Below are 19,373 nucleotides of genomic sequence, written 5' to 3' on the forward strand. Positions count from 1 at the left end.
GTTGAAACCGAATAGTTGACAAGGGCTTTAAGAGCCTGACTGGCCGGAAGCAAGAGGAACGAGTTTGCCGGGGTTCATAATGTTCTTTGGATCGATTGCCGTTTTTATGGCGCGTAGCATGGTCAGGCGAGCATCGGACGATAACCGCTCCAGTTCGGTGCGTTTGCTTTGCCCGATTCCATGTTCTGCTGATATCGAACCGCCCGCTGCAATGACAAGGTCATGGACGAGCGGTGTTATCTGGTTGGCATAATCGGTTTCCCAATTCGGTGTCTGGGCGCCCGGCGGGGCTTTTACATGTAAATGGACGTTACCATCTCCCATATGCCCGAAAGCAGCAACCTCTGTCCCTGGAAATTTCGCTTCGATAACCGGAGAGGCCTCGTTGATGAATTGGGCCATGCCGGCCACCGGAACGCTTATGTCATGCTGCAGAGCCGGTCCGTTGGCACGCTCCGCTTCTGAAATGGAATCGCGGATCTTCCAAAAATCCTCGGCCTGTTGTTCGCTGGCCGCAAGGGTTGCATCTTTGATCAAATCCCTTTCCAGTGCCGTCGCGAGCAGGTTTTCGATCACCGACCGCGGGTCTTGCGCATCCGCTTGATCGCGGACGATTTCGATCAGCACATGCCAGCGATGCGCGTCTTTCAACGGCGAACGGGTGTCTGGAATATGACGCAAAACGGACGCCAGACATGTTGCAGGAATAATTTCAAAACCCTCGAGTGACAGGGGTGCTCGGCTCTCGAGGAACCGGAACAGCTGATAGGCCTCGTCCGCACTGTCAACAGCGGCCCAGGCGACGCAGCGGTCCACCAAAGCGGGCACGGTTTTCAATGTCGCGGCTGTGACCACGCCCAATGTGCCTTCACCTCCCACGAACAAGTGCTTCAGATCATAACCGCGATTGTCTTTTTTGAGCGCGGCAAGTCCATCGAAAATGCTGCCATCCGGGAGCACGGCTTCAATGCCGGCCACTAGCGCTCGCATTGTGCCGTGGCGAAGCACCTGAGTGCCGCCAGCATTTGTGGAAATGAGACCGCCAACCGTAGCGGAGCCTTTCCCGCCGAGAGTTAGCGGGAATCTCTGTCGCTTCTCTGCAAGGGCTTCGTGCAGACTTTGGAGAACTACCCCGGCTTCGCATACGACCAGTTGGTCTTCCGGCGCTATCGACCGTATGTGATTCATTCGGCGGAGTGACAAGATGATCGATTGGCCGGACTCGTCAGGCGTCGCTCCTCCGACCATCCCGCTATTGCCTCCCTGCGGAACGACGGGGATCGCATTTTCGTTTGCAATCTTCAGGATGTCTGACGTTTCCTGGGTGGTTGCCGGGGAAAGCATGGCGATCGCTGTCCCGGTGTATCGGCCGCGCCAGTCGGTGAGCCATGGCGCCATATCATCATCGGCGCGAACAAATCCTTTTGGACCGACAACAGCCAGCATCTGTTCCTGCCATTTTTCGTTTTCTGGCATATCCATACTCCTTTGCGATCGACCGTTCGTGCGCTAACGCGTCTTACCGTGCGCTAGCCGGTTGGCGCGTAACAGGCAATTTTTCCCATGAAAATGACAAATGAAAATTTGTCAGTTCATGCAATATTCAATCGTTGCTGATATAGCGAAGACAAGGGTTAATTAAGGGATTTCGGTGAGTCTGTCACTTATTGCGATATTGCTGCTTTCTGTGCCCGATGTGGGCGGGATGCAGGAAGTGGACATTTTGTCTGCCAATCCCGTCACGACCGGAACCTATGTACCGGCGCGACCGGATGTCTATGCACAGGTCCGGATCGAAAAACGGGTGATCATCCGGGTGCCGCGCCGAAGGCCGAACGCATTGACGCCAAAAGCGGATTTTTCACAAGAAACACCACGACAGAAATATAAGGAGAAGAAAATCGGTAAATGCCTGCCAATGGACAATATTATGGGCGTGCAGATGTTTGCCGAACAATATCTCGACCTGCTTACACGGGATCGCAAGCGAATCAGAGCGCGGCTCGAAGACAATTGCCCGTCACGCAGTTTCTATTCCGGTTTTTATATGGAGAAGTCGAACGACGGGAAAATATGTGCGGGCCGCGACATCCTCCACTCGCGTACCGGAGCCAAATGCGAAATTGAACGATTTCGCGAACTTGTCCCGCAACGCTAGATCAAGCGAGAAAGCTTGACAAATTCGGTAAATACGATCATTGCCCGGCACGGTCGAGAGGCCATGACAGGATGCAAGGGTGCATCCTATATTTTTCCGGAACCACTATGAAATTTGCCGATATCGGCCTGTCTGAAGAATTGCTGAAATCCGTAGCCGAAGCTGGCTATGATGAACCGACGCCGATCCAGGCGCAGGCCATCCCATCCGTACTGATGATGAAAGATATCATTGGCATTGCCCAGACCGGCACGGGTAAAACCGCGAGTTTTGTGTTGCCGATGATTGATATTCTGGCACATGGCCGTTCGCGCGCGCGGATGCCGCGGTCGCTGATCCTTGAACCGACCCGCGAGTTGGCGGCGCAAGTCGCCGAGAATTTCGAGAAATATGGCAAGAACCATAATCTCAGCATGGCATTACTTATCGGCGGCGTTTCCATGGGTGACCAGATCAAGGCGCTGGAAAAGGGAGTCGACGTATTGATCGCGACGCCGGGCCGACTGATGGATCTGTTCGATCGCGGACGGATATTGATGTCTGGCTGCGAATTGCTGGTTATCGATGAAGCGGACCGGATGCTCGATATGGGCTTCATTCCGGATATCGAATCAATCTGTTCGAAATTGCCGGCGACGCGTCAGACCATGCTGTTTTCGGCGACGATGCCGCCGCCGATCAAGAAATTGTCCGATCAATTTCTTAACAATCCCAAATATATCGAGGTTTCGCGTCCGGCAACGGCCAATACTTCGATCGATCAATCGCTGATCGAGGTCGCTCCAAAGGCTAAGCGCAAATTGCTCGTCGACATATTGGATAATGAGGGCGTTGAAACCGCGATCATATTCTGCAATCGTAAAACCGAAGTTCGGGATCTTTGCCAGAGCCTGCGCAAGGACGGGTTTGATGCAGGGCAGATTCATGGCGACATGGATCAAGGCTCGCGTCTCGCGGAACTGGACCGGTTCAAGTCCGGCGAAATCAACATTTTATGCGCGTCCGATGTCGCCGCCCGCGGGTTGGACATCAAGGGCGTCAGCCATGTTATCAATTATGATATCCCCTGGCATCCCGATGATTATATTCACCGGATTGGCCGTACCGGCCGCGCTGGTGCCACCGGTGTTGCGATTACATTTATCACCCGCAGCGATGGGGAACATGTCGAGAGCATTCAAAAGCTGACCGGGATGAAAATTCCCGTCCGCAAGGAGCGCAAAGGCAAATCGACCAGAAATCCGGCGGAAAAGGCTCCGGAAAAACCGGATTCGGAAAACTCCACGCCGGTAAAATCGAAAGTGCCACGGCAAGAGGATCGGTCGAAAAAAACTCGTCAGGATGATGCGCCGAAGAAACCGGCCCGCACGGCAAAGGTCCAGGAAGAAAAACCGGCTGTCATTCAGGCTGACGATGTGGATGATGGCTGGAACGGCCCGATGCCGAGCTTTCTGAGCGCGAAGCTAAATCGCTAAATCGCTGCTATTTCAGCGTCAAACTGTCCAATATCGTTGCGGCCAGTGGATCCATCGTTTTGGATTGGTCGGCGGCATAGGTGACTTCCGCTTTTACCATCGTGCCATCGGGCTTGCGAAGCAGACGCTGGCTTGATTTCAGACCATTGGTCAATATTCCTGACGCGCGATATTCGTTATTGCCGACGGGCGCACCTTCCATCGCGACATTCCCATCCTCGACGGCCTGAACCGCTCTGTTCCAGGCGACATCTTCGCGATTTTCGATCCATGTAACGGCCAGTTTTGTACCGCTCACCATTTCGGTAAATACCCGGCCATTGTCGTCGCTGTCCGATTCATCGACTGTCCAGCCACTGGGCACCATCAATGTATATCCACGCAAGGCGTTGGTATAGCTTTCCATACTGGTGAGATCGACCGGGGCTGCTTCGGCATCGCCGTCCGCAGTCGCCGCTTCGTCGCGGATTGCCTGGCTTGCGGCATCGGCTTGTTTTGCGAGTTCTTCGCTCGACGGAACATCGCCTACTGCTTCCTGTTTTCCGCAGGCAGAGAGAAGCAGTGCCAGTGTGATAACGGCACCGAATGGAAGATTTGGAAGCATGTTTTTCATGCAAGCAGACTTAAAGCCAGCGGCAGGAAACATCAATGGCGATGTTGGATTTCGGGAATTGGACTATGGCCGAAAATGTCAAATCCTACAGATTCGATCCAACAGCGGTGGAGGCGGATTATCGGGGAACTGGCGGCTTATGCAGCGTTATCAATCCCCAGATCAGCCAGCTTGCGATAGAGGGTCGAGCGGCCAATGCCCAGGCGCCGGGCAACTTCGGTCATGCGACCGCGATAATGGCCGATTGCAAGGCGAATTACGTCCGCTTCAATTTCTTCCAGCGGTCGCAAGTTGCCATCCTCGCAATATAGCGTGATGCCGATACCTTCCGGACTGTTCATCAGATGCGGGTCGGCATCTCCGGATTCGGCCACGAAGGACGCGATTTGCGGAAATTCGTCGCAGGTCAGGGCGTTGCGGTCGCACATGACTGCGGCCCGGAAAAGCACGCTTTGAAGCTGACGAACATTTCCCGGCCAGCGATAACTGCGTAGCAGGTTGAGTGCTTCGTCGGTGATGCCCAGACTCCGCAGGCCCGGCTGGAGGGCGAGCCGAGCGAGAAAATGGCGCGCCAGTGCCGGAATGTCGCCGGTTCGGTCGCGCAGCGGCGGGATCGTCAGCTGGACGACATTCATCTGATAAAAGAGGTCTTCGCGGAAATTGTCATTTTCAACTTCCCGCTGGAGCTTGCGATTGGTCGCCGCGATGATTCTGACGTCTAGCTGGAAACTGTTCGGGCTGCCGAGCGGCTGGATTTCGGCATGTTTCAGGAAACGCAGCAGGCGGATCTGGGTTTCCGGTGGAATCCGGTCCACCTCGTCGAGGAACAGGGTTCCGCCCTCGGCTTGCTGGAGGAGACCAATCTTGCGGTCGAATGCACCGGTAAAAGCGCCCTTTTCATGACCAAAAAGAATCGAATCGAGGAGATTTCCGGTAATTGCACCACAATTTAGTTTCAGCATCGGCAATTTTGACCGCGGGCTTGCGGCATGAATGGCGTCGGCGATGACTTCCTTGCCGACCCCGCCTTCGCCTTCGATCAGTACCGGAACACGCGCGCGGGCGGCTTTGGCGGCAATCGCCAGTGCCGCGCGGAATGCCGGCGCAGCACCGACAATTTCTTCAAATTCGAGCGGCGCCGAAATCTTCTCGCTGAGCGGGCGCAGCTCGCCATCATCTTTGGACGATTCCACGGCGGCATTGAGTGCCTTGAGCATCAGTTCGGGGGCGACCGGCTTGATCAGATAATCGGTGGCACCCGCGCGGACAGCATCGACAGCTTCGGAGATCGATCCAACCGCAGTAAGCATCAGGACCGGCAAGGCGGGCCGACGGGATTTCAGTTCGGCAATCAAATCAGTGGCTTCGGAACCCGGCACCCAATGATCGAGGATGATGGCGTCGAGCATCATCCCGTCCTGCGTGCCCAGCGTCGCAATCGCGGTCTCCGCGTCGCGAGCGAAGATCGTGCGGAATCCGGCCCGAGAGGCCAGCGCAGAAATCAGCCGGCATTGGGCAGGCTCATCATCGATCAGCAGCAGTAATTTTGTGCCGTTTTGTGCCATTTTTCCCCCGATTGTCCCAGAATGAGGCATATTCATAGCGGCAACCGGTAAAGAGCGGATTAAAGTACCGATAAATATTCTATCGAAAATGACGGTGGGTAAGGCTTGAGCAGCGGCTTATATCGGGTTACACCCCCTGCCGGTATTGAACAGAATTGAAAATATGGGGAAGTCATGACATCGAATGATAATTTGGGCGCAGCACAGGAATCCTACAACCGTTTCCTGTCCCTGTTGAAAATCGGAACGATTGGTAGCGTTATTGTAGCAACATTGGTGGTCATTCTTATATCCTAACTGATTGGAATATTTTGTGAAAATCGCGGTTTTGAAGGAACTCGCCGAGGGCGAGAAGCGCGTTAGTGCATCGCCAGAAACGGTCAAGAAATTCATCGCTTTGGGCGCTTCCCTAGCCGTCGAAAAGGGAGCGGGCGTTTCGGCGTCGGTTGCCGACAAAGATTATCAGGAAATGGGCGCGACAATCGGCACGCGGCAAGCGGTTCTGAAAGATGCCGATATCGTCCTGGCGGTGCAGGGCCCCGACCCAGCATCGTTAAAAGCTATCAAGAAAGGGGCCTGGCTGGTTGCCAGCCTCAATCCTTTCGGAGAACGCAAACGGGTCGATGCCTATGCCAAGCTCGGTATCGATGCGCTGGCGATGGAATTCATGCCGCGGATCACCCGCGCGCAGTCGATGGATATCCTGTCCTCGCAGTCCAACCTGTCGGGTTATAAGTCCGTCATTCTCGCTGCCAATGAATATGGCCGCGCCTTTCCGATGATGATGACCGCAGCGGGCACGGTGTCCGCCGCGCGCTGTTTTGTCATGGGGGTCGGCGTTGCCGGATTGCAAGCAATCGCCACCGCCCGCCGTCTCGGCGCGCAGGTCAGCGCGACCGATGTGCGCAGCGCAACCAAGGAGCAGATACAGTCGCTTGGCGCGAAGCCGATTTTCGTTGAGTCGGTCGAAGGCATCGAGGGCGAAGGTTCGGGCGGCTATGCCACGGAAATGAGCGAGGAATATCAGAAGGCCCAGGCCGAACTGGTGTCCAGCCATATCGCCAAACAGGATATCGTGATCACCACCGCGCTGATCCCCGGTCGTGCGGCACCGCGCCTGATTTCGGACGCGCAGATCGCGACAATGCGCAACGGAAGCGTGATCGTCGATCTCGCCGCCGAACAGGGCGGCAATGTCGAGGGTGCCGTTGCTGGCAAAGTCGTGGAAAAACATGGCGTCAAGATTGTCGGCGCGCAGAATATTCCGGCGATGATGGCAGCCGACAGTTCGGCGCTATTTGCCCGCAATCTCTATAACTTCCTCAGCGCCTATTGGGATGAAGAGGCCAAAAGGCCGGTTCTGCCCGATGACGACGAGGTGACAATTGGCATACGGCTTACCAAGGATGGCAAGGTCGTGAACGAGCGCCTTCTGGCGAACTAGGGACTGTCAGTGAAAAGCATTGCATCTCTCTCCACCAAAATCCTCCCCGCCTGCGGGGAGGGGGACCGCGCGCAGCGTGGTGGAGGGGGCTTTGGTCTGGCCGCTATTTTTGCGATTATACCCGAGTTTGCGCCTAGTCTGACGCCCCCTCCGACCCGCCTGCGCTGCGCTTCGGCGGGCCACCTCCCCATGAATGGGGAGGATTTATGATGGGGGGCGCAGGTCCGTCCCAGCGCGGTAATTTGCGGCGTGCTTCGGTTGATCGCGCCCGGAAGCTACGGCGGGAAATGTCGCTTCCCGAAGTGTTGTTATGGCAGCAACTAAAGTCTCGGCCCCATGGTTTGAAGTTCAGGAAGCAACATCCGGTCGACCCTTATATCGTGGATTTCTATTGCGCGGAAAAGCGGTTGGCTGTCGAAGTTGATGGAATTGCCCATGACATGGGCGAGAACCCTATCCGGGATGAGCAGCGGAATGCCTGGCTTGCCGAACGAAAGCTGGATGTCCTGAGAATTCCGGCCAAGGATATTTTGAAAGATGTTACCGCCGCAGCGCAATCGATAGTGGACTATGCCGACAATAAGGCCTCCCGCTAAGGCGGAGGATACAGGGAAGTAAACATGGACTTTATATCAATTTTATCAATTTTCGTGATGGCCTGTTTTGTCGGCTATTATGTTGTCTGGTCGGTCACTCCGGCCTTGCACACGCCGCTGATGGCGGTGACCAATGCGATCTCCTCGGTGATCATTGTCGGGGCGCTGATTGCGGCGGCGGCGGGATCGCAGGCGGATGGTGGACAGACCGCCAAATGGCTGGGTCTGGTCGGCGTTGTTCTGGCCAGCGTGAATATTTTTGGCGGCTTTGCCGTGACCGAGCGCATGCTCGCAATGTACAAGAAGAAGGAGCGCAAATAATGGGTGCTTCTTTTGATCATCACACCAGCGCAGGCTGGGGCCTAAACCAAGGGCGCCGTATCGCATCGATAGCGGGTTGGATCCCAGCCTTCGCCGGGATGACATTTTTCGCCGCATCCCCCGCACTCGCTGCCTCCGGGGAAGCGGTAAACCCCTGGGTTGCCACCGCTTATCTGGTGTCAGGCGTCTTGTTCATTCTAGCCCTGCGCGGTCTGTCTTCGCCGGAATCGAGCCGGCGTGGCAACCGGTTCGGCATGGTGGGCATGCTGATCGCCGTGGTTACCACCCTGTGGACCCATAGCATTGCCAGCCTGCCGGAAATTGCCGGTGCGATCGCCATTGGTGGCGTCATCGGTTTCGTGACCGCACGCCGGATCGCGATGACCGATATGCCGCAACTGGTTGCCGCTTTCCACTCTCTGGTCGGTCTGGCCGCTGTGCTGGTCGGTATCGCCGCCTATCTCAATCCCGGTGCCTTTGGCATATTGGACGCGACGGGTGAAATATTGACCGTCAGCCGCGTGGAACTGGGGCTGGGCGTTGCCATTGGTGCGATCACCTTCTCCGGCTCGGTCATCGCTTTCCTGAAACTCAACGGCAATATGTCCGGCGCGCCGATCATGCTGCCGCTGCGTCATGTCATCAATCTGGGCGTATTGGCGGCGATCATCGGATTGACCGCTTATTTCGCCATTGCGCCGACCGTCGGTACGGGGGCGATCTTCTGGACGATTGTCGGCCTCAGTTTCCTGATCGGTTTCCTGCTGATCATCCCGATTGGCGGCGCGGATATGCCGGTGGTCGTGTCGATGCTGAACAGCTATTCCGGCTGGGCGGCAGCAGCTATGGGCTTCACCTTGGGCAATACCGCCATGATCATCACGGGCGCGCTGGTTGGCTCGTCCGGTGCGATCCTGTCCTATATCATGTGCAAGGCGATGAACCGCAGCTTCATCAGCGTTATTGCCGGCGGCTTTGGTGCCGATAGCGGTCCTTCTGAAGGCGCAGCCAAGATCGACCGTCCGTGGAAACGCGGTTCGGCTGAAGACGCTGCCTATATGATGAAACAGGCCGAGAATGTGATCATTATCCCGGGCTATGGCATGGCCGTGGCACAGGCGCAGCATGCGTTGCGCGAAATGGGTGACATGCTGAAAGAACAGGGCGTCAGCGTCAAATATGCAATTCACCCCGTGGCCGGTCGTATGCCGGGCCATATGAATGTGCTGCTTGCCGAGGCCAATGTGCCTTATGACGAGGTGTTCGAGCTGGAAGATATCAACAGCGAATTTGCCCAGGCCGATGTGGCCTTCATCATCGGCGCCAATGACGTGGTCAATCCGGCGGCGAAAACCGACAAGGGATCGCCGATTTACGGCATGCCGGTGTTCGATGTCGAAAAAGCCAAGACGATCTTTTTCGTCAAGCGTTCGATGGGCGGCGTTGGTTATGCCGGGGTCGACAACGAGGTCTTTTATATGGACCAGACGATGATGTTACTTTCCGATGCGAAGAAAATGTGCGAGGAAATCGTAAAAGCGCTCTAGACGCTGATTTCCTATATTTTCAGGGATAGTATTTTCATGCGTAAAATTGGCCTGATTGGCGGAATGAGCTGGGTGTCGACCGCCAGCTATTATACACGGATCAACAGCATCGTGCAGAAGCGGCTGGGCGGCTTTACCAGCCCGCATATGCTGATCGAGAGCGTGAACTTCAGCGACTATGCCCGGCTGCAACTGGACGATGACTGGGATGCGGCAGCCGGTCTGATGACCCGCGCGGCCAAGCGGCTGGAAAATAGCGGCGCGACCGCCGTGCTGATCTGTTCCAACGCGATGCACAAAATCTATGATCAGGTGCAACCCGAAGTGGGTGTGCCGATCCTCCATATCGCCGATTGTGTCGGCGACAAGATGGTTGCGGATGGTATCAAGACCGCGACCCTGATTGGTTCTCGCAATGTGATGACCGAGGGATTTTATCGGAAACGTCTGGTCGGCAAGGGCATTAGCCTCACGCCACCGGAAGAGGAGCGGGTCGAGGAGATCGACCGGATCATCTACGAGGAACTGATGTTTAATCAGGCCAAGCGCGAATCCGAACGGACGATGAAAACCTATATCACCAATATCGCCAAGGGCGGTGTCCAAGCAGTGGTGCTGGGTTCAACCGAACTCGATCTGATCATCGATACCAAGGCGAATATTCTGCCGATCTACGACAGCACCGAAATTCATGCCGACGCGGCGATCGAATGGATTTTGGCCGAGGGCTAGTCTCGCCTTTTTCCAAATCTACTGACATTGATGTCAATGCTCTTGGCATCGACCGGTTTTTGCGGCATTATCTCTGCTTCTTGGAGGAGAGAGATATGATACGCAGTTTAATGGTCGCCACCGCGCTATGTTTGAGCGCTCCGACACTCGCAAAAACGGTCACGGTCGCCCCTGGTGCCGATGCGCAGGAACGGCTTCAGGAGGCGCTGATTCTCGCGGAACCCGGTGATATCGTCGAACTGGGCGCTGGCCGGTTCGATCTGGTTGACGGTCTTTCTCTCGATGTCGACGGGGTTACCATCCGCGGGGCTGGCATGGACCAGACGGTGCTCAATTTTGCCGGACAACTGGGGGCGGGCGAAGGCCTGCTGGTGACCTCCGATCATGTCGTACTGCGCGATTTTGCGATCGAGGACAGCAAGGGCGACGGCATCAAGTCGAAGGGCGCGGACAATATCGTCTATTACAAGCTGCGGGTGGAATGGACCCGCGGGCCGCATCCGGAAAACGGTGCCTATGCCATCTATCCGGTGGAAAGCAGCAATGTTCTGGTCGACAGCGTGACCACGATTGGCTCCTCCGACGCGGGCATTTATGTCGGCCAGTCGGAAAATATCATCGTCCGCAATAGCGTGGCAAAGTTCAACGTCGCGGGAATCGAGATCGAGAACAGCATCGGGGCCGACGTCTATAATAATATCGCGGTCAACAATACGGGCGGAATTCTGGTCTTCGATCTGCCCAATATTCCCAAACAGGGCGGCCGCAACGTGCGGGTGTTTGACAATATTGTGGTCGACAACAACACCCCCAATTTCGCGCCGGAAGGCAATATTGTCGCGGAGGTGCCCACCGGCATGGGGATCATGGTGATGTCGCATTACGAGGTCGAGGTGTTTGACAATATCATCGCCGAAAACGGGACCGGCAATATATTGATCGTCTCCTATACCAAGGGACAGGACGACCCGAACTATAACCCGAAGCCGATTGGCGTGCGGGTGTTCGAGAACAAACATGGCCGGGCAGGCTATAAGCCGGCCTTTCCCGGAGGGGATATGCTGAAAGCGGCCTTTGGTGGCGCGATTCCGCCGATTATCGAAGATGGTACCGGCGAAAATATCCTGATCGGGGATGATGTGCCGGTGATGACCCTGGGCCTGACCGCACCGGGCCAGCCGCTGACCGAGGCCAAGCCGGCTATGTCCGCAGGCGCGACCGAGCCGTTTGACGGCCGGCAGCTGAAACCGGTTGTCATGCCCGCGGCGATGGAAGCCGCGATCCGATAATGCGGTTGCTGGCATCTGCTTGCGCGATGGCGGTGCTGGCCTTGTCGGCGGGGGCCGGCGAACCTGCCGGTGTCGCCGATGCGGTGATCCTGTCCGACGGTCTGCCGCGCAGCCTGTCGGACTATGGCTTTTTCAGGGATGCGGCGGCGCGGCAGCCCAATGACCGGGTGACGCCTTATTCGCTGAACACGCCTCTGTTCACCGACTATGCGGAGAAATACCGGTTCATCTACGTGCCTGAGGGCCAGCAGGCGAAGGCGAATGGCGACGGAATGCTCGACTTTCCGGTCGGCTCCGCGCTGATCAAGAGCTTTGGCTACGAGATTGACGGCAAGCACCGTCTGCTCGAAACCCGCGTCTTGCTGCACCGCGCCGATGGCTGGCTGGCGCTGCCCTATGTCTGGAATGAAGAGCAGACCGAGGCCAGGCTGAAGGTCGCGGGCGCGCGCATTCCCGTCACCTTCACCGACCCGTCGGGCAGGAAACGCTCGATCAGCTACGGCGTGCCGAACAAGAACCAGTGCAAGGAATGCCACGCCCTGTCGGATGCTGTGGTCCCTATCGGACCCAAGGCGCGCAATCTCACCCATGACGGGCAGCTTGCGGATTTTGCCAGACTCGGGCTGATCGACCAAGAACCCAAGGTCGAATATCGCGTGCCGGTCTGGGGCGAGACCAGCGCGCCGCTGAACGACCGTGCGCGCGGCTATCTCGATGTCAATTGCGCCCATTGTCACAATATCAACGGCTCGGCGAGCAACTCCGGCCTGTTCCTGACCTATGAGGAAAAAATGCCGGTCCGCTTCGGGATCAACAAGCGTCCGGTTGCGGCGGGGCGGGGCAGCGGCAGTCATGATTTCGACATCGCGCCCGGTGATCCGGACGGCAGCATCATGATCTACCGGCTGAACAGCCTCGACCCGGGCATCTCCATGCCGGAAGTCGGGCGCTCGATCGTCCATGACGAGGGCGTGGCGCTGCTCAGCCAGTGGATCGCGGAGATGAAGTAGGGGAAGAATATTGACCAACAGGATCGCCCATTGCCATTGTCGTCAATTGCAAATCACGACCATCGGCGAACCCTATGCGGTGGTGATGTGCCATTGTCGCGGCTGCCAGCAGCGAACCGGCGCGCCCTTTGGTGTCGGTGCCTATTTCAAGCTGGATGATTGCAGCATTGCCGGAACATCAAAACAATATGTCAGAACGGGCGCTAGCGGCTCGCCATTCGAGAACCGTTTTTGTCCGGACTGCGGCACCACGGTTTACTGGCTGACGCCGTTTCATCCTGACGGCATCGGGATTGCGACTGGCTGTTTTGACGGAAACGATCTGCCGGTTCCATCGCGCAGCGTCTGGGAAAGCGAACGTCACCACTGGGTAGACATGCCGTTGCAGGACCGTTGGCTGGAAGGTCGCAACGGACCAAAGGTCGAGGACTGAAGGGCACGGTGGTTCCCCGGCGAAGGCCGGGGTCCATCTCGTGCGCTATCTGATCAAAGCCAAGGGTGATTGAGCGCGCAATCGTCGGAATCGGCGTGCATCACTTCGCTTGCTCATGCGGGAATGTTGGGAGATGGACCCCGGCCTTCGCCGGGGCACAGAATATTGCCTAGCGCGCTATTATTTCGCCCTCGTCCAGTTCTGGGCCTGGCAGAAAAAGGCGACACAGCCTTTCATCTTCAAACTGTTCGCCGAATTCAGGCTGACTTCCGAGCGATAGCTTTTGCCGCTTTTTGGATCATAGACCTTGCCGCGCCAGATTTTGCCGTCGGGCGTGAATCCGGTCAATATCGCCATGCCGAGCAAGGTGCGGTTGCGCATCTTCTTGTCGGGATTGTTGATATCCTTCTGTCCGGCGCCATCGGGCGGGGTTACCAGATATTTGTAGATTCGGCCGCAAACCGTCGTGCCGCATTTGGAAATCTTGACAATGGCGTCGCGGTCCTGGGTGATCCAGTCGCCGTGAATCGAATCCGCTGCCAGAGCAGGGGTGGCAAAAGCCATGGCCGCGGGAATCAGGGCGGCTGCTATTCTGCCGGAGGTTCCTGTCGACATGGATATCTTCCCTTGCTGGTGTTTCGATGTTCAGGAACGAGGCAATAGATCGCTTGCGGTTACGCCCGTCTGAACACGACGGAACAACCTACCTTTTTCGGCCCAGAAAATAAATGCCAATGATGCGATACCGCAGACCAGAAAGCCGGTTGCGAGAGGCAGGACCGTGCCATCGAATTGCAGGCCGATCGCTGCGCCGATCATTGCCGACAGACCGGAGCGGGTAAAATTCTGGAAAGAGGAAGCCACGCCGGCGGTCTTGCCGAACGGTTGCATCGCGATCGAACTGAAATTGGCTCCGGTGAAACCGACCATTCCCATCGAAGGCACGAGCACGGCGGTAAAGGACCACAGGTTGAGCAAGTCCGCTTCTGCAAGCGCAAAATGGACGAACGACACCAGAATGAAGAAGATCAGTGCCGATTGCGACACCCGGCGGGCGCCAAAGCGCATGACGATCCGCGAGTTGGTAAAACTGGCGGCCGACATCGCGCCGGCATTCAGCGCGAAAATATAGGCAAAAATATCGCCTGCACCGAATATATCGAAGAATATCTGCTGGGCTGAGGCGATATAGGCGAACAGCGGTGCCATCATCAGGCCGCTGGCGATGACATGGCCAAAGCTGTTGCGGTTGAAAATAACCCCGTACCAGGCAGAGGCGATGGATCGGACCTTGATCGGCGTTTTGTCTTCTGGCCGCAAAGTTTCGGGCAGTCGCGTCATCACCCATAAAAATGTCGCCAGCCCGGCGCTGGCGAGCACCAGAAATATTGCCTTCCATGGTGCAACCATGAGAACCAGCTGTCCGAGCAGCGGCGCTGTGATGGGAACAATCATGAACACCATCATGATCGTCGACATCGACCGGGCCATCGCATCGCCTTCGTACCGATCGCGGATGATGCTGTTCGCCAGAACGCCCATGGCCGATGCAGCGAGCCCCTGAATGAAGCGACCGATCAGCAGCAGCTCGAAATCCCAGGCGAGCGCACATAATATGGCAAAGACGGTATATATCGCAATGGTCGCCAGCAGCACGGGTCTGCGCCCATAACGGTCGGCCAGCGAACCGTATAATATCGACCCGATCGCCATACCGTAAATATAGGAGGTGATGGTCCATTGCCGGTCATTGACGCTGGGCAGGGCAAAATCGTCGGAGATCAACCCGAGTGCAGGCAGCATGATATCGATCGCCAAAGCATTCAGCGACATCAGGCTGGCCATCATGATGATGAGCTCGGTGCGACCGATCGGAAAGGGGAGAGCTTTGTTTTGCACCTGCGGTCTATGGCAAGGTCGGCTGGTTGTGGCTATAGTAGAAATGATAAGAATGGAGCCATTGCGGCTTGCCGGAACCAGAGGAAAATTGGATGCCCAGATCGTTGTTTATGTCCCTTGTCTTGGTCGCAATGGCGCTGGGAGTTGCAAGTTCGGTCCAAGCAAAATCTCCGCAAATAGAGGTAAGCTGTGCGGCTTCTTACGGTGATATCTGGGGTGAGGGTAAAAGCGCCGTTCCGAAAAGAGAGATTGATGGTGCGTCTATTAAGAGCGTCCCGGAATTCATGCGGATGACCGGTACGCGGGAAGCAGGCCTGAAAATTATCAACGGCGGTGATTTTTCGGGTTGGGATTTTTCCGCAACACCGCTCGCCAATATCTGCTTCCAGGATAGCAAGTTGACGAATTCCAATTTTGCAGGCGTGCAAGCCCATAGCATCGGCTTCATCAAATCGGATCTGACCGGATCGAATATGCGCGGTGCGATCATGCCCGGGATATTCCTGCGCAATGCAAATCTCTCCGACGTCGCGGCACAAAATGCGGATTTCAGCGGCGGTCATTTCGATGGCGGTTGGTTTGAAGGCAGTGTCGAGGGCTGGAACGTGGATGGCGCCAACATGGCCGGCTTCACCTTTGCATGCGGTATCACGGTGCCGGATGGCTGTCCGGTCTTTCAGGGCGGGGCCAAGATGAGCGCTGAGGGAACGGATTTTTCCGGGTCCACGCTGCACAGTTTCCGCCTCTATGATGTCAAACTGACGGGAGCCATTCTGGATCAGACGATTCTCTCGCCAAGACAATTGCCCTATCTGGCGCAGGCCGAATTTCGCGGTGCGGTCATCCTGCGGGGTGGTGGCAATGACGTAAATATCAGCGCGGAGGAAGCGCGCCATCTGATTGCAGAAACAGCCCGACAAAAAGCAGCGGAAACGCAGCCGTCCTTTGACTGTGCGAAGGCGACCACTAAGGTCGAACGGGAAATCTGTGGCGAATATGCCAGCGATTTGCGCGCGGCTGACCGCGATATTGCAATCTTGTACAAACGCGCGAAGAGCATTGATTCCGGCGTCATTGCAAGCCAGCGGGCCTGGCTGAAGCAGCGTAACCGGTGCGGCGCGGATGAATATCCCTCGGACTGCATCCGGAAAAGCTATGGTGATCGCAAGGGGCAACTGCTTGGCTTGCTGGGTGAAAAGCAATGGCTGGCCCCGGGAGAGGCAGCATTGTTCATCGACGATGTGCTGCCGCTTCCCGCGGCTGTCGTGGGGTCCGAGCTATTTGCCAGAATCGCGCCGGTATTGGTCGGTGCCTCGATGACCGAGATATTGATCGAACGCGCGGATGACGGGCTTTACGCGATCAAGGGTATCGCGGTAGGCGCAAACGCGCATTTGTGCAGCATTTACGCTTCGTATCTCTATTTCGACAAGGACACGGGCTGGTATATTCCAGCGTCGGAGGGCGCTGCGATCCCGATCTTCCGGATATTGGACAATCGGTTGGAGATATTTGCCGACGGACGACCCGATTACAAACTATATCCCGAGGCAGGGAATTTCATGGGTTGCGGGATGCGCGCGAGCGTGGGCGAGACGATCCGCATCCATGTTAGCGACGAGCTGATCGAAGGCTATCGGAAATCCTTGAACGAAGAAATGTAGTTGCTCCCCAAGCGGTGCGATAGGCGCTAGGTTGGCAGGATGTCCGATTCCGCCCCCGATCTGCTCCAGCGCAAGATCATCCATATCGATATGGATGCCTTTTTCGCGAGCGTAGAGCAGCGGGATTTTCCCGAACTGCGCGGCAAGCCGGTGGCGGTCGGCGGATCGTCCAAGCGCGGGGTGGTCGCGGCCGCCTCCTATGAAGCGCGCGTGTTCGGGGTGCGTTCGGCCATGGCTTCGGTCACCGCCAAACGCCGTTGCCCCGATCTGATTTTCGTCAAGCACCGGTTCGAGGTCTATCGCGAAGTGTCGCAGCAGATCCGCGCGATATTCCGTATGCACAGCGATCTCGTCGAGCCGCTGTCGCTCGATGAAGCCTATATCGATGTCACGCAGGACAAGATGGGGATCGGCAATGCGACAAGGATTGCCGAGATGATCCGGGCGGAGATCAAAAAGCAGACCGGTCTCACCGCCAGCGCCGGCGTGAGTTACAACAAATTTATCGCCAAGATAGCCTCGGACCAGAACAAGCCCGACGGGATTTGCGTGATCAAGCCGCATCAGGGGGCGGATTTTGTCGCCGGATTACCGGTGCGGCGTTTTTACGGCGTTGGCCCGAAGACGGCGGAGCGGATGGCGAAACTGAATATCCACACCGGCGCCGATCTGCGCGCGCAATCGCAGGAATTTCTCAGCCAGCATTTCGGCAAGTCGGCAGGCTATCTCTTCCGCGCCTCGCGCGGCGTCGATCATCGCGAGGTGCGCGCGCACCGGATTCGCAAATCCGTGGGCGGCGAGCGGACCTATGGCGATGATCTGGTCAGCGACAGCGATATGCACGACGCGTTCGAACATATTATCGATATCGTCTGGAACAGCATTGAGAAATGCGAGGCGCGCGGGCGGACGGTGACGCTGAAGGCGAAATATGCCGACTTCCGGCAGGTGACGCGGTCAAAATCCACCGACCATTATGTCGCGGACAAAAATGAATTTGCAGCTATTGGCCGGGAATTGCTGGCCAGCATCATGCCGGTGGAGAATGGGGTTCGGTTGTTGGGGTTGACACTCGGTAATCTGGAGGGTGCGGAGGTGGCGGATGAGGTGACCGATAACGCGGAACAGGCTGCGTTCGAGTTTTAGGCGAGGGTCACTCTCGGCACGTCCAACCTGTCGTCAGAAACTCATCTCGTCATAGATTCGGCTGACATCGCCATTCCATTCGCCGTGATAGCGTTCGAGCAGTTGCGCCGCCGGGGATTGGCCCTTGGCAACCACTTCGCGGAGCGGGTCGAGAAAACCGCTTTCATTATCGCCGCTGCTGTTGAGGCGGTTGCGCGCGGTGAGGCCGGCGGAGGATATGTCGAGGATTTCTGCTGCCAGGTCTTTGAGCATCTGGCCGTTGGGGATCGGTGTGTCGAGCCCGAGCTTGGGCACGCCGTTGCGCAGCGCCTCACGCTCTTCCATGCTCCAGCCCTTGACCCGGTCCCAGGCGGCATCGAGTGCGTTCTGGTCGTAAAGCAGGCCGACCCAGAAGGCAGGCAGGGCGCAGATACGGTTCCACGGGCCGCCGTCGGCACCGCGCATCTCGAGGAAGCTTTTCAGGCGGACCTCAGGGAAGGCGGTCGACAGATGGTCGTTCCAGTCGGACATGGTCGGCTTCTCGCCGGGCAGAACCGACAGTTCCCCTTTCAGGAAATCGCGGAAGCTGAGGCCCGCGGCATCGATATAATTGCCATCGCGGAAGACGAAATACATCGGCACATCGAGCATATATTCGGCGTAGCGTTCGTAGCCGAAGCCTTCTTCAAAGACGAACGGCAGCATGCCGGTGCGGTGCGGATCGGTGTCGGACCAGATATGGCTGCGGAAGCTCTGGTAGCCGTTGGGCTTGCCTTCGGTGAAGGGCGAATTGGCGAACAGCGCCGTGGCGAGCGGCTGCAGCGCCAGTCCGACGCGGAATTTCTGCGCCATATCGGCTTCGCTGGCATAGTCGAGATTGACCTGGATGGTGCAGGTGCGCAGCATCATGTCGAGGCCGAGATTGCCGACGCGCGGCATATGATTGAGCATGATCTGGTAGCGGCCCTTGGGCATGATCGGCAATTCGGCGCGGGTCTTGTCCGGCCACATGCCCATGCCCAGAAAGCCGGTGCCGGTCTTTTCGCCAATCGCCTTGACCTGCTGGAGATGGCGGCCGGTTTCGTTGCAGGTTTCGTGCAGATTTTCGAGCGGCGCGCCGGACAGTTCCAGCTGGCCCGCCGGTTCGAGGCTGATCGCGCCGTCACTGCCTGACATGGCGATGACCTTGCCGCCCTCTTCGACCGGCTTCCAGCCGAATTCCTGCATCGCGAGCAACAGGTCCCTGATCCCGCCGGGCTCGTCATAGCTGGGGGCGTGATGGTCCTTGGTACAATAGACGAATTTCTCGTGCTCGGTGCCGATCCGCCAGCGATCCCGGGGCTTCTCGCCCTCAGCCATCGGATTGATCAACTGGTCGATATTCTCGATCACAGGATCGTTGCTGTTTGAAACCTGTCTAGTGCTCATTGACTGGCCTTAGAAAATCATCGGCGGCTAGGCCATAAAAAAAAGGCTGTTGCGCCAAAAGCATTTGTTACTTG

19 protein-coding genes are annotated in these 19,373 nt (G+C 57.0%); 13 read left to right on the forward strand and 6 right to left on the reverse strand.

Annotated features, from left to right (window positions below):
• Positions 1-27: 27 nt before the first annotated feature.
• Positions 28-1,476, reverse strand: coding sequence for an FAD-binding oxidoreductase (locus tag ACN0VD_RS08085; RefSeq protein WP_417593429.1), 1,449 nt, complete (start codon positions 1,474-1,476; stop codon positions 28-30).
• A gap of 175 nt (positions 1,477-1,651) precedes the next feature.
• Here ACN0VD_RS08085 and ACN0VD_RS08090 point away from each other — a divergent pair, with 175 nt between their 5' ends.
• Both ACN0VD_RS08090 and ACN0VD_RS08095 read left to right on the forward strand, forming a co-directional pair.
• A complete protein-coding gene (locus ACN0VD_RS08090; protein WP_417593430.1) occupies positions 1,652-2,158 on the forward strand; it encodes a hypothetical protein in 507 nt (168 codons plus the stop codon).
• A gap of 107 nt (positions 2,159-2,265) precedes the next feature.
• A complete protein-coding gene (locus tag ACN0VD_RS08095) occupies positions 2,266-3,633 on the forward strand; it encodes a DEAD/DEAH box helicase (RefSeq protein WP_417593431.1) in 1,368 nt (455 codons plus the stop codon).
• 7 nt (positions 3,634-3,640) lie between these two features.
• Here the strand turns inward: ACN0VD_RS08095 and ACN0VD_RS08100 are convergent, their stop codons facing one another.
• Both ACN0VD_RS08100 and ACN0VD_RS08105 read right to left on the reverse strand, forming a co-directional pair.
• Positions 3,641-4,246, reverse strand: a complete 606-nt coding sequence (locus ACN0VD_RS08100; protein ID WP_417593432.1) for a hypothetical protein — start codon at positions 4,244-4,246, stop codon at positions 3,641-3,643.
• Positions 4,247-4,383: 137 nt separating this feature from the next.
• Positions 4,384-5,811: a sigma-54-dependent transcriptional regulator gene (locus tag ACN0VD_RS08105; RefSeq protein ID WP_417593433.1), complete on the reverse strand. Its 1,428-nt coding sequence runs from the start codon at positions 5,809-5,811 to the stop codon at positions 4,384-4,386.
• 174 nt (positions 5,812-5,985) lie between these two features.
• On the opposite strand from ACN0VD_RS08105, the gene ACN0VD_RS08110 reads away from it, so the two are divergent.
• From ACN0VD_RS08110 to ACN0VD_RS08150, 9 genes are all read left to right on the forward strand, one after another.
• Entirely contained in the window at positions 5,986-6,108 is a 123-nt protein-coding gene (locus tag ACN0VD_RS08110; RefSeq protein ID WP_417593434.1) for an aa3-type cytochrome c oxidase subunit IV, read from the forward strand.
• Between the two features lie 16 nt (positions 6,109-6,124).
• Positions 6,125-7,255 (forward strand): Re/Si-specific NAD(P)(+) transhydrogenase subunit alpha, encoded by a 1,131-nt coding sequence (locus ACN0VD_RS08115; protein WP_417593435.1) that lies wholly within the window; start codon positions 6,125-6,127, stop codon positions 7,253-7,255.
• Positions 7,256-7,461: 206 nt separating this feature from the next.
• Positions 7,462-7,851 (forward strand): endonuclease domain-containing protein, encoded by a 390-nt coding sequence (locus ACN0VD_RS08120; RefSeq protein WP_417593436.1) that lies wholly within the window; start codon positions 7,462-7,464, stop codon positions 7,849-7,851.
• 24 nt (positions 7,852-7,875) lie between these two features.
• Complete coding sequence (locus ACN0VD_RS08125) at positions 7,876-8,172, forward strand: NAD(P) transhydrogenase subunit alpha (protein WP_066743604.1); 297 nt, start codon at positions 7,876-7,878, stop codon at positions 8,170-8,172.
• Positions 8,173-8,270: 98 nt separating this feature from the next.
• Positions 8,271-9,719, forward strand: coding sequence for an NAD(P)(+) transhydrogenase (Re/Si-specific) subunit beta (locus tag ACN0VD_RS08130; RefSeq protein WP_417593568.1), 1,449 nt, complete (start codon positions 8,271-8,273; stop codon positions 9,717-9,719).
• A gap of 36 nt (positions 9,720-9,755) precedes the next feature.
• Positions 9,756-10,451 (forward strand): aspartate/glutamate racemase family protein, encoded by a 696-nt coding sequence (locus ACN0VD_RS08135; protein ID WP_417593437.1) that lies wholly within the window; start codon positions 9,756-9,758, stop codon positions 10,449-10,451.
• Between the two features lie 95 nt (positions 10,452-10,546).
• Positions 10,547-11,740, forward strand: a complete 1,194-nt coding sequence (locus ACN0VD_RS08140; RefSeq protein ID WP_417593438.1) for a parallel beta-helix domain-containing protein — start codon at positions 10,547-10,549, stop codon at positions 11,738-11,740.
• On the forward strand, positions 11,740-12,750 hold the full coding sequence (locus ACN0VD_RS08145; RefSeq protein ID WP_417593439.1) for an SO2930 family diheme c-type cytochrome: 1,011 nt from the start codon (positions 11,740-11,742) through the stop codon (positions 12,748-12,750). The genes ACN0VD_RS08140 and ACN0VD_RS08145 overlap by 1 nt, the downstream gene beginning before the upstream one ends.
• Before the next feature lie 10 nt (positions 12,751-12,760).
• Complete coding sequence (locus ACN0VD_RS08150) at positions 12,761-13,183, forward strand: GFA family protein (protein ID WP_417593440.1); 423 nt, start codon at positions 12,761-12,763, stop codon at positions 13,181-13,183.
• 180 nt (positions 13,184-13,363) lie between these two features.
• On the opposite strand, the gene ACN0VD_RS08155 is transcribed toward ACN0VD_RS08150, so the two are convergent.
• Together ACN0VD_RS08155 and ACN0VD_RS08160 are read right to left on the reverse strand one after the other, a co-directional pair.
• On the reverse strand, positions 13,364-13,798 hold the full coding sequence (locus ACN0VD_RS08155; protein ID WP_417593441.1) for a DUF2147 domain-containing protein: 435 nt from the start codon (positions 13,796-13,798) through the stop codon (positions 13,364-13,366).
• A gap of 30 nt (positions 13,799-13,828) precedes the next feature.
• On the reverse strand, positions 13,829-15,082 hold the full coding sequence (locus ACN0VD_RS08160) for a multidrug effflux MFS transporter (RefSeq protein WP_417593442.1): 1,254 nt from the start codon (positions 15,080-15,082) through the stop codon (positions 13,829-13,831).
• Positions 15,083-15,174: 92 nt separating this feature from the next.
• Between ACN0VD_RS08160 and ACN0VD_RS08165 the strand changes: the two genes are divergently transcribed.
• A complete protein-coding gene (locus ACN0VD_RS08165) occupies positions 15,175-16,746 on the forward strand; it encodes a pentapeptide repeat-containing protein (RefSeq protein WP_417593443.1) in 1,572 nt (523 codons plus the stop codon).
• Positions 16,747-16,785: 39 nt separating this feature from the next.
• Positions 16,786-17,892, forward strand: coding sequence for a DNA polymerase IV (dinB, locus tag ACN0VD_RS08170; RefSeq protein ID WP_417593444.1), 1,107 nt, complete (start codon positions 16,786-16,788; stop codon positions 17,890-17,892).
• 33 nt (positions 17,893-17,925) lie between these two features.
• Here the strand turns inward: dinB and ACN0VD_RS08175 are convergent, their stop codons facing one another.
• On the reverse strand, positions 17,926-19,299 hold the full coding sequence (locus tag ACN0VD_RS08175) for a glutamate--cysteine ligase (protein ID WP_417593445.1): 1,374 nt from the start codon (positions 19,297-19,299) through the stop codon (positions 17,926-17,928).
• Positions 19,300-19,373 lie beyond the last annotated feature (74 nt).

It is taken from the genome of Parasphingorhabdus sp. (assembly GCF_048267785.1).
Taxonomy (GTDB): Bacteria; Pseudomonadota; Alphaproteobacteria; order Sphingomonadales; family Sphingomonadaceae; genus Parasphingorhabdus.